Annotated in this window: 12 protein-coding genes; 7 read left to right on the top strand and 5 right to left on the bottom strand. The window is 50.4% G+C overall.

From position 1 onward, the window contains the following. Positions 1-284: 284 nt before the first annotated feature. The gene (locus LK436_RS15830; RefSeq protein ID WP_008395583.1) at positions 285-1,628 is read right to left on the bottom strand and encodes an MATE family efflux transporter; all 1,344 of its coding nucleotides are present in this window, start codon (positions 1,626-1,628) and stop codon (positions 285-287) included. Positions 1,629-1,661: 33 nt separating this feature from the next. Beyond that, a complete protein-coding gene (locus LK436_RS15825; protein ID WP_008395581.1) occupies positions 1,662-2,264 on the bottom strand; it encodes an AAA family ATPase in 603 nt (200 codons plus the stop codon). A 1,086-nt stretch (positions 2,265-3,350) separates the two neighbouring features. Between LK436_RS15825 and LK436_RS15820 the strand changes: the two genes are divergently transcribed. Continuing rightward, positions 3,351-4,406: an inorganic phosphate transporter gene (locus tag LK436_RS15820; RefSeq protein WP_008395575.1), complete on the top strand. Its 1,056-nt coding sequence runs from the start codon at positions 3,351-3,353 to the stop codon at positions 4,404-4,406. 39 nt (positions 4,407-4,445) lie between these two features. Further along, positions 4,446-5,069: a DUF47 domain-containing protein gene (locus tag LK436_RS15815; RefSeq protein ID WP_008395574.1), complete on the top strand. Its 624-nt coding sequence runs from the start codon at positions 4,446-4,448 to the stop codon at positions 5,067-5,069. 179 nt (positions 5,070-5,248) lie between these two features. Here LK436_RS15815 and LK436_RS15810 read toward each other — a convergent pair whose 3' ends face one another. Together LK436_RS15810 and LK436_RS15805 are read right to left on the bottom strand one after the other, a co-directional pair. After that, complete coding sequence (locus LK436_RS15810; protein WP_008395572.1) at positions 5,249-6,118, bottom strand: phosphoribosylaminoimidazolesuccinocarboxamide synthase; 870 nt, start codon at positions 6,116-6,118, stop codon at positions 5,249-5,251. Positions 6,119-6,463: 345 nt separating this feature from the next. Beyond that, positions 6,464-7,669: a class I SAM-dependent rRNA methyltransferase gene (locus LK436_RS15805; protein WP_008395570.1), complete on the bottom strand. Its 1,206-nt coding sequence runs from the start codon at positions 7,667-7,669 to the stop codon at positions 6,464-6,466. A 245-nt stretch (positions 7,670-7,914) separates the two neighbouring features. On the opposite strand from LK436_RS15805, the gene LK436_RS15800 reads away from it, so the two are divergent. Then, positions 7,915-9,486 (top strand): S1C family serine protease, encoded by a 1,572-nt coding sequence (locus LK436_RS15800; RefSeq protein ID WP_044930544.1) that lies wholly within the window; start codon positions 7,915-7,917, stop codon positions 9,484-9,486. Positions 9,487-9,818: 332 nt separating this feature from the next. Beyond that, positions 9,819-11,342, top strand: a complete 1,524-nt coding sequence (gene clpX, locus LK436_RS15795; RefSeq protein WP_147594706.1) for an ATP-dependent Clp protease ATP-binding subunit ClpX — start codon at positions 9,819-9,821, stop codon at positions 11,340-11,342. Between the two features lie 552 nt (positions 11,343-11,894). On the opposite strand, the gene LK436_RS15790 is transcribed toward clpX, so the two are convergent. Next, on the bottom strand, positions 11,895-13,637 hold the full coding sequence (locus tag LK436_RS15790) for a S8 family peptidase (protein ID WP_008395565.1): 1,743 nt from the start codon (positions 13,635-13,637) through the stop codon (positions 11,895-11,897). 42 nt (positions 13,638-13,679) lie between these two features. Here LK436_RS15790 and LK436_RS18390 point away from each other — a divergent pair, with 42 nt between their 5' ends. The 3 genes from LK436_RS18390 (at position 13,680) to LK436_RS15780 (ending at position 15,884) form a co-directional block, all read left to right on the top strand. Beyond that, positions 13,680-13,811, top strand: coding sequence for a hypothetical protein (locus LK436_RS18390; protein WP_265586101.1), 132 nt, complete (start codon positions 13,680-13,682; stop codon positions 13,809-13,811). Between the two features lie 55 nt (positions 13,812-13,866). Further along, positions 13,867-14,328, top strand: a complete 462-nt coding sequence (locus LK436_RS15785; RefSeq protein ID WP_008395562.1) for a signal peptidase II — start codon at positions 13,867-13,869, stop codon at positions 14,326-14,328. A gap of 212 nt (positions 14,329-14,540) precedes the next feature. Continuing rightward, positions 14,541-15,884, top strand: coding sequence for an HlyC/CorC family transporter (locus LK436_RS15780; protein ID WP_008395561.1), 1,344 nt, complete (start codon positions 14,541-14,543; stop codon positions 15,882-15,884). The last annotated feature ends 163 nt before the right edge of the window (positions 15,885-16,047 follow it).

Here is a 16,047-nt window from a genome sequence, read left to right as displayed (position 1 = left end):
TGATAAAATTAATACAACGAATGTAACATAACATATGTAATATAACTGATATAATACAACAAATGTAATATAATATATGAAGGAAGTCAAGCACAAATCTGTAGATGCCGGTTTTTTTTATGTGAAAATCTGTGGACGGCTGCCGAAAAATAAAAAGCCCATGAGCCGTGAGGCTGACAGGCTCCCCTCGCAGCAGACAGATTCAATCATAAAACTGATAAAACTGTCGCTGTAAGGAGGAGTCTGTCAGCTCACTCACAACTCATCGGCTATAGGTTAGTGTTTTACCGGGCCGCTTCTCTCATTTCCTTTTGCTCAAACCGGTTCAGGATGAAGAATGCCAGAATCGCTGCCAGCAGAGAAGTTGCCGGGACATTGAGCCACAGTCCGTTCAGGCCCATAGGCCAAAGTACTGCGATAATCAGCAGAGGGAAGACCACTGCCGTGCAGACGGAGATGATCATAGCGGGAACAGGCTTTTCCACTGCGGACATATAACTCTGGGTGGCAAAGGAAAACCAGCGGATTAAATAGGCTGAACTGAAAAGCTTCAGCGCGGGAACCGCCATGTCGAGCAGCGCCTGGTCGGCGTTCTGGGTAAACAGGCTGGCAATGGGAATCGGGAAGCAGAAGATGACCACGGCGGAAGCGATGGAAAGGATGGCCCCGGCCGTAAAACAGCGCTTCTCAATATCTTTCACCCGCTTGAGAGCTCCGGCTCCCCAGTTATATCCCACAGCAGGCTGCAGGGAATCGCACATACCGTAAAGGAGAGGCTGCACGAAGCCGTCGGCAAACATGAGGATACCGTAGACGGAAACCGCCGTCGCGCCGCCCACACGCAGAAGAATCATATTCATAATGATGGAAGTGATTCTTCCTGCCACGTTATTTAAAAAGTTGGGGCTGCCGCAGGTGACGATGGTTTTTATCATAGTTCGGTTCAGTCTGGGGCGGACAAATCTCAGCTGCATTTTTCTGCCAAAAAACGGGTACAGCGCAGCCAAAGCGCACAGGAACATACTGGTACAGGTGGCCAGAGCTGCAGCCCAGATTCCGAAGCGGAACACAAACAGGAAAATAAATTCCAGCACGGCGCTCAGAACGGACATGACAATATTCAGGGCCATGCTGCTGCGGACCCTGCCGCAGATTTTTAAGTAGTTATCCATGGCAAAGACGATGGTGGTAACGGGGGAGCACAGGCAGTATACACGAAGATACTGAACGGCCAGCCTGGCCAGCTCTCCCTCAGCGCCCATGAGGCCGATTAACGCGGGAGCGGCCAGGAACATGGCCAGTCCCAGAATCAGACCGGTAATGACAATCATCAGGCAGGCGCTGGTAAAAATATTGTTGGCCTCCGCTTCCTTCTTTTCACCGAGGCGGACGGAAATGGGAACGGCGGATCCCACGCCGATCAGGTCAGCCAGGGAAAAGTTGATAATGACTAAAGGCATGGCCAGGTTTAGGGCAGCAAACGCATTCCCCGACAGAATCCGTCCCACCAGCACGCCGTCGATGGTCTGATAGAGGGCCGAAGCCAGCATGCCGATGGAACCGGGAATAGCCGCCGTAAAAAACAGCTTTGTGGGCGGCGTTTTTGAGAACAGCTCCTTATAATTCATAAAATGATAACCTCCAAATTCATAAACCGGCGCTTACCGGAAAAATTCAGACAAAAGAGCGCAGGCACGCTCCATGGATATTTGGGCAGTATTGATGCAGAGATCATAAGACCGCTTGTCTCCCCAGACCTTTCCTGTGTAGAGACCGTAATATTCAGAACGGCTTTTATCGATCCTTCGGATATTGGAAAGTATTTCACGGTCCGTCATCTGTTCGTCAGAGGCTGACCTCTGGCGGCAGCGCGTGAGCTTTGCCTCCATATCTGCGTAGACGAAGACACGGAGAGGATTCATTTCCTGAAGGATGTCGTCTGCACAGCGCCCTACGATCACACAGTCAGATTTCTGAGCCATTTCCCGGATAATGGAGGACTGTTCCCGGAAGATGGAAAGGTTTAAATCCCATGGGGAGTTCTGCATATAGTGAAAGCTCCTTCCGATATGGAGCGGGAAGGAAAACACAGGTTTTTTCTCGGACATTTTCCGTATATACTGTTCTGAAAGCTCTGTTCGTTTGGAAATTTCTGTAATGATTTCCTGGTCATAATAGGCGATGCCAAGTTTTTGAGACAGCCTAAGACCCAGTTCCCGTCCGCCGCTTCCAAATTCCCGTCCGATGGTAATAATTCTGTTCATTGAAAATCTCCTTTCTGGCAGGTTTAAGCCGATAAATCAAAAAAAGCTGGATAAGAACAGACATTTCAGTCCGTGCCTTATCCAGCTTATCATTTCTGACGAATGATAGACCCTCGCGCAAGCCCTTTTATTATATAGGATACATCTGATTTGTCAAGAAATTTTCAGTTAAAATTTGCGGCGGCAATAGGAGCGGAAGCAGTAAGGGCAGAGCCGGCGGAAAGGCCGGACTATCCGAATCTGCCATCCCATCTCTTCCCTCCAGAAAAGCCTGAGGAGAAAAGGGTATCTGACTATGAAGTTTTCTGCTGGAAATGAGAGGAAGAAGATTATCCTGGCAGATAAGGCTTCCAAGATGCAGAAGGGTCAGCAGGCTCCGCTGTGCTGCGGGACCGCCTCCGGTGCAATGGGAGAAACAAAATCGCAGAGGTAAAAAATAGAAAAGCTCTTCAAAAGTTATATTGACAGCTCGTATTTTTGATGATATGTTTTATTTGTCGAAAAGAAGGGAGGAAAATGATGGAACGGAAAGGAAGGGCTGCTGCCGCGGCTTTTTTTATTGTTCTGGTGCTTATTTTTCTCCCTATTTGTCTGCACGCAGAGCAGCTGGAACAGAATATTTGGCTATGCGGCCAGCCAGGGCTCTGGAATCAGACCGTCCTCTGGAATCAGAAGGAAGGCGCAGGCCAGATGGAACCGGGTTGGGTGCGTGGAGATATGAGTGATAATGAAAGCGCAGGGGATGCTGAAGGAGCTTGGAAAAGCCGGCCGGCTGTATATCATAGCGGACTTTCCGCTGTGAGAATGCCGCCGTGTCTTAGTATTCTGATAGGGATTGCCGCAGCATTTGCACTGGCAGCGTATGGGACAGGATGGACCGCCCCGTGTCTTCCGCCTGCACTGCCCCGCAGAAAGCGTTTTTTGTGTGAGCTTTCGGTTTTGCTTGAAGCTGACGGAAAGAAATGACAAGATACGTGCCGGCCGCTTTTGTTTTATAGGCTGCATGCCGGCATTCTATAAAAATAAGAGCAGTCACAGACAAAAAATGTACCAAATAAATACTGTACATTTCAGAAAGGAGCTTTTATGGAGGTATCATTTTCATACTTCTGGCAGGATATGGCAGGAAATCCCATTCTCTGCATTATGGTTCTCTTCACGCTGGGGGTTATTTTTGTAAACGGCTGGACAGATGCGCCGAATGCGATTGCCACCTGCGTGACAACTCGCTGCCTCAGCGTGCGGGGAGCTATTTTGATGAGCGCTGCGTTTAACTTTTTAGGAGTTTTTATCATGACGCAGCTGAACAGCGCTGTTGCGTCGACCATCAGCAATATGGTGGACTTCGGAAATAATACACATTATGCGATGATTGCCCTGTGCGCTGCGCTGCTGTCGATTGTAGTTTACAGCGTGACGGCATCCTTCTTTGGAATCCCCACCAGTGAGAGCCACAGCCTGATTGCAGGACTTTCCGGTGCGGCTATTGCGCTGCAGCATGGAACTGCCGGAATTAACGGATCCGAGTGGATTAAGGTTATCTATGGACTGGTTCTCAGCCTGGCCCTTGGCTTTTTTACCGGATGGCTGATCTGTAAAATAATTACGATTCTCTGCCGGGAGCTTGACAGGAGAAAGGCTAACCGCTTTTTCCGTGTGGCCCAGATTATCGGAGCCGCAGCTATGAGTTTTATGCACGGCGCTCAGGACGGACAGAAATTTATCGGCGTTTTGTTTCTGGGAATTGCCTTTTCAAATGGACAGAGCTCTGTGAGCGGCATGGAAATTCCCGTCTGGCTCATGCTTCTGTGCAGCATTGTCATGGGACTTGGAACCAGCGTGGGAGGAGAGAAGATTATCAAGTCAGTGGGAATGGATATGGTTAAACTGGAACGGTATCAGGGCTTCTCGGCAGATCTGGCCGGAGCTATGTGCCTTCTCTTTTCCAGCCTGTTCGGTATTCCCGTGTCCACAACCCATACAAAGACCAGTGCGATTATGGGTGTAGGAGCTGTGAAGAGGATTTCAGCCATCAACTTTGGAATCGTAAAGGACATGATGCTGACATGGATTTTTACGTTTCCGGGCTGCGGCCTGATCAGCTTTGTGATGGCTAAGATTTTTATGTACGTGTTTGGATAGAGTGAGGAAGTGAAGGTTAGATAACAGGGAGGTACTAGGATGTCAAAGAAACAGGATGCTTTTTATTTTGATAATTTTGTTGCATGTGCGGATTATTCTGTCAAGGCGGCACGTCTTCTGAAGGAGATTCTTTCCGATTACAGGCCGGATGAGATTTCCGGGCGTCTGGATGAGATGCATGAGCTGGAACACCAGGCTGACGGTCAGAGGCACAAAATAACTGATAAGCTGGCTAAGGCTTTTATAACCCCCATTGAGAGAGAGGATATTGCTGCATTGAGCCAGTTGATCGACGAGGTTACAGACAAGGTAGAAGAGGTTTTAATCCGCATTTATATCAATAATGTGCAGACAATCCGTCCCGAGGCCCTGCCTCTGGTGGATGTGATGAGCCGCTGCTGTGAAGGAGTCTACAATCTTCTGAAGGAATTCGCCGACTTCAAGCATTCATCGAAGCTGAAGCAGGAGATTATTAATATCAACTCTCTGGAGGAGGAGGCCGATTCCCTCTATATTTCCAGCATGAGAAAGCTCCACACAGAGGAAACGGATGTGCGCCAGATTATTGCCTGGAGAGAAATATACGATTACCTGGAAAAATGCGCCGATACCTGTGAGCATGTGGCTGACACAGTGGGCAGCGTGGTTATGAAGAATTCATAGAAGAGCGCAGAAGGCAGAGAGACGTGCGAAGAATGCAGTGATTTTTGTAAAGCTATTTTGGACTGGCCGCCGGGCCAGTCCTTTTTGTTTATATAACAGGAAACTGAAAAAAGTTCCGCCGTTTTTGTTCCGCAGACAGCGGTGGAACAAAAACAGGCGGAACTTCTGCAAGTCTTCTTTTATGCCAGCTTCTCTCCGGTCAGCATCTCATAGCTCTGGAGGTATTTGTCAATGGTTTTCTGAACTACATCCTCGGGAAGAGTCCAGTTATTTCCGGGATTCGCCTTGAGCCAGTCGCGGGCGAACTGTTTATCAAAGGAAGGCTGTCCATGTCCCGGCTCATATCCGTCAGCAGGCCAGAAGCGGGAGCTGTCCGGTGTGAGCATCTCGTCGCCCAGAACGATGGTTCCGTTCTCGTCGAGACCGAATTCAAACTTGGTATCAGCGATAATGATTCCGCGGCTTAACGCATAGTCAGCACATTTCTTATAGAGGGCAATGGTGTAATCGCGCAGCTTGGCGGCGTACTCCTCACCCTTTCCCGGGAAGTACTTCTCCAGATGGGCAATACTCTGCTCATAGGAGATGTTCTCATCGTGATCTCCGATCTCAGCCTTGGTGGAAGGGGTGTAAATCGGCTCCGGCAGCTTGTCAGACTCCTTTAAGCCCTCCGGCAGGCGGATTCCGCATACGGTGCCGTCCTTCTGATAGCTGGCCCAGCCGCTTCCAGTAATATATCCGCGGACAATGCACTCGATGGGGAGCATGTTGAGCTTTCTGCACATCATGCTGTTTCCGTCAAACTGGGGCTGCTGGAAAAATTCCGGCATGTCCTTCACATCAGCGGAGATCATGTGGTTTGGAAGGATGTCCTTTGTCATATCAAACCAGAACTTGGACATCTGAGTCAGTACAGTTCCTTTTTTTGTCACAACATTATTCAGAATTACATCGAAACAGCTGATTCGGTCAGTGGCAACCATAATTAAGCTGTCGCCGTTGTCATAAATCTCGCGGACTTTTCCCTCTTTGATCGGTTTCATTTCCATACCTCACTATCTTTTATTTAATAAGTATTATATATAATAGATAAGCAGACTTTCGGAGAAAAAGCAATACCTTTTTGCGATTTTCTGGATATTTTTTTGAAACACAGGGAAAAACAGGGGAAAAATGGAGGAAAAGGGAAGAAATCTAATATACTTATATAATTTATACTTATAAATTGAGACTGGCTGGAATATTCCAGAATCTTTCTTCCTCCTGCCTGCCGGAGGGCTCTTTCCTTTTGATTCCCCGGCCTTCCCAGCCAAAACCAGTCAAAAGAGAAGGTCTCTCCCTTTCGGCAAAGCCGCTGAGACGCCTTCTCTTTTTCTGCTGCACCTTCCGCTGTGCTATTTCTCTTCGCACACCTGGAAAATATAAAATTTCAGATAATAGGACTCGTCTGCCGCCCAGAGAATGGGATGATCGGCAGCCTGAGTCCGGTACTCCACCTGCCTGAGCCGTTTGTGGACATTTCCTGCGGCCTCGCGGATGGTTTTGGTGAACAGCTCCGGAGTCATAAAGTGGGAGCAGGAGCAGGTAGCCAGATAGCCGCCGTCCTTTACGAGCTTCATGCCCCGCAGATTAATTTCACGGTAGCCCTTGACTGCATTTTTCACAGAGCTTCTGGATTTGGTGAAGGCCGGAGGATCCAGGATGACTACATCGAACTTCTCACCCTTTTTCTCAAGCTCCGGAAGCAGTTCAAATACGTCGGCGCAGACAAAGGAAACACGGTCAGAGACCTGGTTCAGTCTGGCATTCTCCCGGGCCTGACTGACGCCAAGCTCCGAGGCATCCACGCCCAATACCTCTGAGGCCCCGGAAACGGCGGCGTTGAGGGCAAAGGAGCCGGTGTGGGTGAAGCAGTCCAGCACGCGCTTTCCTCTGCACAGCTTCTGAATGGCCAGGCGGTTATATTTCTGATCCAGGAAGAACCCTGTTTTCTGTCCGTCCTTTACATCCACCAGATAGCGGACGCCGTTTTCCACGATCTCCACCTTGGTGTCAAACTCCTCTCCGATGAAGCCCTTTGTGCGCTCCATTCCCTCCTGGAGGCGCACCTTGGCGTCGCTTCTCTCGTAGACGCCGCGGATACGGATTCCATCCTCTGCCAGGATACGTTTCAGAATTTCCACGATCAGGGGCTTCAGCCGGTCAATTCCAAGGGCCAGGGACTCTACCACCAGCACATCTGAAAATTTGTCGATGACAATACCCGGCAGGAAGTCCGCCTCTCCAAAGATAATGCGGCAGCTGGAGGTGTCAACGGTGGCCTTCCTGTACTCCCAGGCATTTCTCACGCGCATCTCGAGAAACGCCTCATCGATGACGGCATCCTTTCTGCGGGACAGCATTCTCACCGTAATTTTCGAGCGCGTGTTGATAAAGCCGTATCCCAGGCAGTAGCCGTCAAAATCCAGCACAGTGACAATATCCCCATTTTCAAACTCACCCTCGATCCGGTCAATCTCATTGTCGTAGATCCAGGCTCCGCCCGCCTTCAGGGCGCGGGCCTCTCCCTTTTTAATATGTACAACTGCGTTTGTGTTCATGATTTTCTCCTTTTCTTCTGCCTGTCCATTTTACCGGAAGCTCCGTTTTGCAGCATCAGAATAATATTTCCCAACTGCCCGGTCACAGAGCGGCAGTTTCCGTTCAGAACAAGTATATCAGATTCAGCGGCAGCAGAAAACACAATTTCTCTATAATTTTTTCACAGTTCTATCACAAATCCCTGTTAAACTATCGCTGTAAGATAAAAAAGAAGAAAACAGAATCCAGAGAGGAGTGTTTTTTTATGTATAATGAATGGGAAAAAAACCAGAAAAATATAGATTCAGAAAATGATGTGGACATGACAGAGGGGTCCTATGTAGACAGCACCCATTATGAGAGAACCCAGGAGAACCGGCAGGCGGACAGAAACAGAGAGGCAGGACAGGAGAGAGAAAGTCAGGCCGGCAGCCGAAGCCAGTCAGGGACAAGGCAGATGTACGGAAGGATCAGCAGCCAGGACAGCGGCCGTCAGAGCTACGGCTCCTATGAGTACGCAAGTCAGGAGAACCAGAGAAACACGGAAAATACCGCCCATATGGACAGCCGGGGGAATGAACCGGAGAGGCGCAGAAGAAAGAAAGGGAAATTAGCCAAAACAGCGGCCGGGGTGGCTGCGGCAGGAATCCTGTTCGGCTGTGTGGCAGGAGGCACCATGGCCGGAATCAATTATCTGGCCGTAAAGCTTGGAGGACAGCCGGAGCTTTCGGCAGAGGCGGGAACACAGGAAAGCACAGAGATCCAGACCCAGGCAGCCGAGACATCAGGTACAGTGGTGCAGGCCAGCACGGGAAATGATGTGTCTGCCATTGTGGAGAAGGCTATGCCGTCCGTTGTGGCCATTAATAATAAGACCCTCTACACCACCCAGGACTGGTTCTTCGGAACGCAGCAGTATGAGGTTCCAAGCGCAGGCTCCGGAATTATCGTGGGACAGAGCGACACAGAGCTTCTCATCGCCACCAACAGCCACGTGATTGAAAATGCAGAGGAGATGAATGTGGTATTTATCGACGGTAGCTCTGCTCCGGCGGCGCTCAAGGGAACTGATACTGAGGCGGATCTGGCTGTAATCGCCGTTCAGCTCAAGGATATCCCTGAATCCGCCCTCTCACAGATTAAGGTGGCAACTCTGGGGGATTCGGACAGTCTGAAGCTGGGAAATGGAGTCATTGCCATAGGAAATGCTCTGGGCGAGGGACAGTCTGTTACGGTCGGATATATCAGTGCGCTTAACAAGGAAGTGGATATTGAGGGTATTACGAAGAACCTGATTCAGGTAGATGCGGCAATCAACCCGGGAAACAGCGGCGGAGCCCTTCTCGATATGAATGGAAATGTCATCGGAATCAACGAGGCCAAATTAGCCAGCACAGAGATTGAGGGCGTAGGCTATGCAATCCCGATCTCCTACGCAAAGGATATTATCGATGATCTGATGACCAAGACAACGAAGGTGGCTGTGGACGAAGATGAGCAGGGTTATCTGGGCGTTCAGATTCAGAATATCAACAGCCAGATGGCCGAGGCCTACGGAATGCCTGAGGGAATCTACGTCTACAAGATTGTGGAAGGCCAGGCAGCCGACAACTCCGACCTGAGAGAGCGCGACATTATCACGGCAGTCAACTGCGAGACCGTGAAGACGGCAGAGGATCTGCAGAAGATGCTCACCTATTATAAAGGAGGAGAGACCGTGACCCTGACTGTACAGTCTCTGGACAATGGCTCCTATGTGGAGAGACAGGTTCAGGTGACATTAGGCTACAGAAAGGACATGGCTGACAGCGCGCAGGATCAGGGCCAGGGGAACTGACAGAGCGAGAAGATGAACAGGAGCAGAAGGAAAACAGGAGCCTTTGAAAGAGGGCTCCTGCTTTCTTATTCAATAGGAAATTTCATTTCCTGTTGAATAAGAAACGCTCCGAGGGGATCGCACTGGGTTGGAAAAGAAAATGCCGCTTCTGCGGCCCGCCGCAGGCGGAGAACCCTGCTTCGCAGGATTCTTTATTATTGATTACCCTGTTAAAATATAGTATGATGGTTTTGTGCAGTCCGGAGGGTGCTCTGCAGGATTTCAGGCCTCACGGCGGCCGGAGAGGGGGCAGGACAGCGCGTTGCAGAAAACCAGCCAGAGAAGAGGAGAATATGTTGGACGACAGAGAAAAAGATAAAACAGAAAATGTTTCAATAGAAGATTTAATAGAAGATTCAATAGAAGATTCAATAGAAGATTCAATAGAAGAAAATGAGAGGGCAGAGGACAGCCAGACGGCAGCTCCTGCGAAGCCGGACAGGAAGGACAGCTCTGATGATGAGTATGAGAAGATCTGCTATGTGTGCCGCAGGCCGGAGAGCAAGGCCGGCCCTATGATCACCATGCCTGGGGGAATGAATTTCTGCCATGACTGTATGCAGAAGGCCTTCGACACAGTGACAAACAGCGGCCTGGACCTGAGCAAGCTGCAGAATATGCCCTACATGAATCTGAATCTGAGCGATTTTTCAAACCTGCAGAATCTGAATACAGAGATTCCGAAAAAGAACAAGGTGAAGAAAAAGAGTCAGGACAAAAAAGGAGGGAAGAAGGAATTTTCCATCAGGGATATTCCGGCGCCCCATATCATCAAGTCAAAGCTTGACCAGTATGTGGTCGGCCAGGAGCAGGCCAAAAAGGTGATCGCAGTGGCTGTTTACAATCATTACAAGAGAGCCTTCTGCCAGACAGCAGAGGGGGAGGACGGCTCGCAGGATGAGGTTCAGATTGAGAAATCCAATATCCTGATGATCGGACCGACTGGAAGCGGAAAGACTTATCTGGTCAAAACCCTGGCAAAGCTTCTCGACGTGCCCTTAGCCATAGCCGACGCCACGACTCTGACAGAGGCCGGCTATATCGGAGATGACATAGAGAGTGTGATTTCCAAACTTCTGGCAGCGGCTGACAATGATGTGGAGCGGGCGGAAAAGGGGATTATCTTTATCGACGAGATCGACAAGATTGCGAAGAAGAAGAATACCACAAGCCGCGATGTCAGCGGTGAATCCGTGCAGCAGGAGCTCTTAAAGCTTCTGGAGGGCAGCCAGGTGGAGGTTCCGGTGGGCTCTAACCAGAAAAATGCCCTGACGCCCATGACGACCGTAGACACCAACAATATCCTTTTTATCTGCGGAGGAGCCTTCCCGGATTTGGAGAATATTGTGAAGGAAAGGCTCAACAAGTCCAGCACCATGGGCTTTGGCGCTCAGCTTAAAGGCAAATATGACGATGACCCGAATCTGCTTGGCCATGCCACCACGGAGGATCTGAGAAAATTCGGAATGATCCCGGAGTTTCTCGGAAGGCTTCCCATCACCGTGACCCTCCAGGCCCTCACAAAGGACCTGATGGTGCGCATTCTCACGGAGCCGAAGAACGCCATCTTAAAGCAGTATGAAAAGCTCCTGGCCATGGATGAGGTAAGGCTTGTGTTTGAGGAGGACGCCCTCTCCTGGATTGCCGAGGAGGCCATCAGGAAGGAGACGGGGGCGAGGGCTCTTCGGGCCATTATCGAGGAGTTCATGCAGGACATTATGTACGAGATACCCAAAGATCCCAATATCGGCTCCGTGGTAATCACCAGGGCTTATCTGGAGAAGAACGGCGGGCCGATGATTGAGATGAGAGGGTAAGAGGACGGGACTACGGGAGCCTTTTTTGAAACAGCCCGGGCTGTGCCGTCTGAAAAAGAAGGAGGATGGAAAGGATTTCCGTATCCGTCAGCGTCATATAGAGCCGGCAGTGATAAGAGAAGTAACGGAAAAGCAGCATAAGAATCCCATATAAGACGAAGCCGGCCAAAACGGCGAGGACAATCCTTTTCCAGGAAGCGTTGGGATTCCTCATAATAAGGTACAAGAAGGATAAAATAAAAATACATTTAAAAAACAACTCCACAGCGGCGGCAAGCTTCACCGCTCCGTCAGCAGAAAAATCCGCCCAGTAATCTTCGGAAAACGAGCGGAAGGACGGATCGAGGACATAAACATTATAATTGCATATAAGCTCATATAGAAAGAAGAGCTGAAACAGCAGTATCATTGCTGGCAGGATATTTTTTCTGATTTTTGTCATGGATGCCACCTCCGGAAAAAGTAAGTTTTTTAAGACTGTATGAAATTATAGTTACTATATCATTGCCGTTTCCAAATTACAAACGGATTTTTCCCGGACGGCCAAAGACTCTACTCCCTCATCCGCAGAAAAGCATTATAGAGATTCAGCGTCCCATATCCCCACTCCCTGTTGGGATAGGTGAATACAGGATTTCTTTCTGCGCCGCGGATCAGGAAGGTCTTGGCGATGGAGGTATTCATATAGGAAAAAGAGCCGTTTCGGAAAGCCCAGGACAGAAGGTTTGCGGCTGCTCCGGCTGCATGGGCGGCCGCCGCAGAGGTGCCGGTTATGCGGATAGGGGAAAGCCCGGAGCTGGAGGGAATCTCCACGTCCACACCGGGTGCTGCCAGATCCGGTTTGACTCTCCCAAGTCTGGTATAGCCGCGGCTGGAGTGAATGTAGATTCCGCCGCTGCGGTGGTTGTAAGCGCCTACGGTGATGGGAAGGGAGGCGTTGCCCGGCTCGGTGATGACTGTGTCCGGGTGAGGGCGCAGAAAGAAGGTGTCCTCTGACAGAAAGCCGTGGGCGGGAAGCCAGAGATGGTAGGCTCCCTTCAGGTACAGGGAATTATAGACCCGCAGTCTCCAGATCCCCGGAGTGGGGCGGACGAAGCGCATGACAATGAGCTGGCTTCCTGTCTCAAATTCCGCCACCTGGTAATTCAGATAGATAACCGTGTCCTCCAGGAGAAAGGTGATCCTCTGCTCCATGGGAGAGTTGTTTGGAATCCGTCCGATGAGCTCTCCGGTGGGGGAGAGGAACCCGACGGAGAAGAGTTCCGGCTCCTGGGTCCACATTTCCATGGTAAAGCCCTCCTCGCCGGAGGCTATCCGCAGCTCCACATCTTCAAATTCTTCATCTGCCTCCACTGTCCCGAAGTAGTGGTGGCTGTAGCCGGTCTCATTTCCGGCGGCGATGACGGTGACGACGCCGGGAAAGGCGCTGACGGTGTCAAGATATCTGGCAAGAGGCGAGGTCCCCTCATGGCTTCCCATGTTTGTTCCAAGACTTATGAGAATGGTCAGGGGCAGCCGGTGCCGTCTGGCCACCAGAAGAAGGTATTTTATGCCCATCATAATGTCATTTTCCTGATAGGCTTCAGAGGAGGAGGGGATGAGGTAATAATCCCTGAGATACTGTTTGGCCTGCTTCAGCTTCACCACGGCAAGAAATGCCTCAGGAGCAGCTCCGGTGAAGGAAGCAGAGTCGGTCTCGTTTCCAGCTGCAATTCCCGCCAGCAGGGTTCCGTGCTCGCTTTCATCCCGGGAGGGGACGACGGAAAAGGGATCTTCTGCTTCCAGAGCCCGATTGATCTCCTCCCGGGTATATTCCCTGCCGTAGGGAATATCCTCGAGAATATTTCCCATCATAATTCCAGGTCCCTCCTCCGTCTGATCCCAGAGCCCCAGGATTCTTGTGGAGCGGTCAGAGCCGAGGAAGATAGGATTTCTGTAATCAATTCCGGTGTCCACAATACCGATGAGCGTCCCGCGTCCCCGAAGGGCCAGGGAGGGCTGGGCAAAAGCTGTCAGGATGCCGGAGCTTTCCATGCTGGACGTGTCAAGAAGCGTGTAGAGTTTGGGAATGGATGGATAGGAAAAACGGTTCAGCGTCAGCGGCAAAGTTTCCGCAAGAGGCATATGGTAGACGGCATACTGACTGCTGATAACAGAAAAACAGCTCTCCTCTGTCTGTCCCTGAGAAAATCCGGGGGCAGACGAATTGAAGGTCAGTGCAGTCTGAGAAAAGGAAAAATAGCGTATAATAAAATCAGAGTAATCCTGTGAGAGATCTGGCTGAATGCAGGGCATGGAGGACTCCGGCAGTTTTTGCTTTAATATATGCAGGAAAAGATGGGAATATTAATAGGAGAAGTTCCGGAAAGAGAGCAGAAAATGGCCGGCGGAGCTTTACCGGCCAGCAAAAACATGGTAGGATGGAGACAGAAAGAATGGAGCCAGAAAAGCCAGCCGGAGGGTTCATAGCCCTCTGACATAGCTGAAACTGGAAAATTTCGGGAGAGGGAAAGAGAGGAATTGTATGGGGATTTTAGGACTTGTGGCAGCTCTGTTTGGGCTTGACCAGTATCTGAAGCAGAAGATAGAAAACCAGAGCCCGGACAGCTTTCCGAGGATGATGGAGGGAACGGGAGGGATGATTAAGCTTTACAGAAACCACAACAGCGGGTTCTGTTTTGAGTTTCTCAGGCAGAAGCCGGAGCTGGTGCGCATGCTTCCCGTCTGCTTTACCAGCGCGGCGGCCGGGGTTCTCTGCTTTCTCATGACAAAGAAGGGACACAGGGCAGAAAAAGCGGGCTATGCTCTGATTGTCTCGGGCGCGCTCAGCAATCTCTGCGACAGGCTTAAGAGAGGATATGTGGTGGATTACTTCAGCTTCCAGCCGGGATTTCTGAAGAAGGTAGTGTTCAATATCGGGGATCTGTGCATTGCGGCAGGGGCGGTGATCCTGGCAGCCAGAAGCCTGCTGGGAAAAGAAGACTAGAACTGCCTCAGAGTTTTTGCCTTTCGTCTCCGGGCCTTCGCTCAGACGGGCAGCAGGTTCCCGGTGGAGCCTGGAGGGAAGGGAAAACCTGACGCAGAAGACGGATACCCCCACAAAACAAGGATTGACAGAAAAAGGGGATTCGTGTAAAATTACCAGTAAAAACAGTCTGGCCCGGGGATACGCCCCAGGCAGCAAAAAGAAAGTAGAGGTTGATTTTTTTGGAGTCGAGTGACGCCATACAATTATTGGTAATTCTTATTTTAGTTGCCCTCTCTGCATTTTTCTCATCGTCAGAAACGGCTCTTACCACTGTAAACAAAATCCGGATGAGGACGCTTGCGGATGCCGGAGATACGCGGGCCGCCATGGTTCTCAAGGTTACGGGAAATCCTGGTAAGATGCTGAGTGCGATTCTGATTGGAAACAATATCGTAAACATGTATGCTTCTTCCCTTACAACCCTTTTGTCCTCCAAGCTGTTCGGCAATGAGGCGGTCGGTGCTGCCACAGGTGTGATCACGTTCCTGATTCTTATTTTCGGCGAGATTACCCCTAAGACGTCAGCGACGATTTCCTCCGAGCGAATGTCGCTGCGATGCGCGGGGGTGATTTTTGTTCTGATGACTGTTCTGACTCCTGTGATTTTCGTGATCAATAAGGTATCCATGCTGGTACTGCAGCTGCTCGGGGTGGATCCGAACAAGAAGTCAGAGTCCATCACAGAGGATGAGCTGCGCACCATCGTGGAAGTGAGCCATGAGGAGGGAGTTATTAAAACGGAAGAGAAAAAGATGATCAACAATGTGTTTGACTTCGGCGATTCCGTGGCAAAGGATGTTATGGTTCCCCGCATCGACATGGCCTTTGTGGATGTAAATGCAACCTACAGTGAGCTGATTGAGATATTCCGGGAGGAGAAGTACACCAGGTTCCCGGTCTATGAGGACACGACGGACAATGTCATTGGCATTTTAAATATCAAGGACATTCTGCTGGCAGGGGAGAAGGAGGGATTTTCCGTCCGCGATTACCTGAGAGCGCCGTACTACACCTATGAGTTCAAGAAGGTTTCCGAGCTCATGGTGGAGATGAAGAAGGCGAATGTCAATATCATCATTGTTCTCGACGAGTATGGGGCGACAGCAGGACTTATCACGCTGGAGGACATGCTGGAGGAGATCGTGGGAGAAATCCGCGACGAGTACGATGAAGACGAGGAAAACGAGCTGGTGGAGGTTGCACCGAACGAGTACGTGGTGGAGGGTTCCATGAAGCTCGACGATCTGAATGACCGGCTGGAGCTTAAGCTGGAATCAGAGGACTATGACTCCCTGGGAGGCCTTGTCATCGGCCTTCTCGACCACCTTCCCGAGGAGGGGGAGGATGTGGTTTTTGACAATGTCCGTCTGGTGGTAGACCGGGTGGAAAAAAACCGGATTGACCGAATCCATATGTACATTCTGAACCCGGTTCAGGCTGTATCTGCCCGCCTCAAGGAAGAGGAGGAAAAGCGGGAAGATAAGAAAAAAGAAGAGAAAAAAGAACGCTCATAAAAATCCGGAATCCAGACAGCCAAAAGGCAGAGCTGGAAGCCGGAATAAAAAAGACGATCGGAGAAGGGGAGACGCCTGCCGGAGTGCGGGCGTTTCCCCTTCTCTTCGTGATGCAGCTGATACAGATACAGATGTCCTGGAGAAAGCAGAAAATGGCCGGGAG

Origin of the sequence: Clostridium sp. M62/1 (genome assembly GCF_020736365.1) — a bacterium.
GTDB lineage: Bacteria > Bacillota > Clostridia > Lachnospirales > Lachnospiraceae > Otoolea > Otoolea saccharolyticum_A.
The sequence above is the reverse complement of the archived record's forward strand: the minus strand, read 5'-3'. Positions and strand labels throughout refer to the sequence as shown.

Excerpts from the sequence above, each read along its gene's own strand:
- LK436_RS15830 (WP_008395583.1), bottom strand. The coding sequence starts at position 1,628 with ATGAATTATAAGGAGCTGTTCTCAAAAACGCCGCCCACAAAGCTGTTT.
- LK436_RS15785 (WP_008395562.1), top strand. The coding sequence starts at position 13,867 with ATGGGGATTTTAGGACTTGTGGCAGCTCTGTTTGGGCTTGACCAGTAT.
- LK436_RS15815 (WP_008395574.1), top strand. The coding sequence starts at position 4,446 with ATGTCAAAGAAACAGGATGCTTTTTATTTTGATAATTTTGTTGCATGT.
- LK436_RS15800 (WP_044930544.1), top strand. The coding sequence starts at position 7,915 with ATGTATAATGAATGGGAAAAAAACCAGAAAAATATAGATTCAGAAAAT.
- LK436_RS15810 (WP_008395572.1), bottom strand. The coding sequence starts at position 6,118 with ATGGAAATGAAACCGATCAAAGAGGGAAAAGTCCGCGAGATTTATGAC.
- LK436_RS15805 (WP_008395570.1), bottom strand. The coding sequence starts at position 7,669 with ATGAACACAAACGCAGTTGTACATATTAAAAAGGGAGAGGCCCGCGCC.
- LK436_RS15820 (WP_008395575.1), top strand. The coding sequence starts at position 3,351 with ATGGAGGTATCATTTTCATACTTCTGGCAGGATATGGCAGGAAATCCC.
- clpX (WP_147594706.1), top strand. The coding sequence starts at position 9,819 with ATGTTGGACGACAGAGAAAAAGATAAAACAGAAAATGTTTCAATAGAA.
- LK436_RS18390 (WP_265586101.1), top strand. The coding sequence starts at position 13,680 with ATGGGAATATTAATAGGAGAAGTTCCGGAAAGAGAGCAGAAAATGGCC.
- LK436_RS15790 (WP_008395565.1), bottom strand. The coding sequence starts at position 13,637 with ATGCCCTGCATTCAGCCAGATCTCTCACAGGATTACTCTGATTTTATT.
- LK436_RS15825 (WP_008395581.1), bottom strand. The coding sequence starts at position 2,264 with ATGAACAGAATTATTACCATCGGACGGGAATTTGGAAGCGGCGGACGG.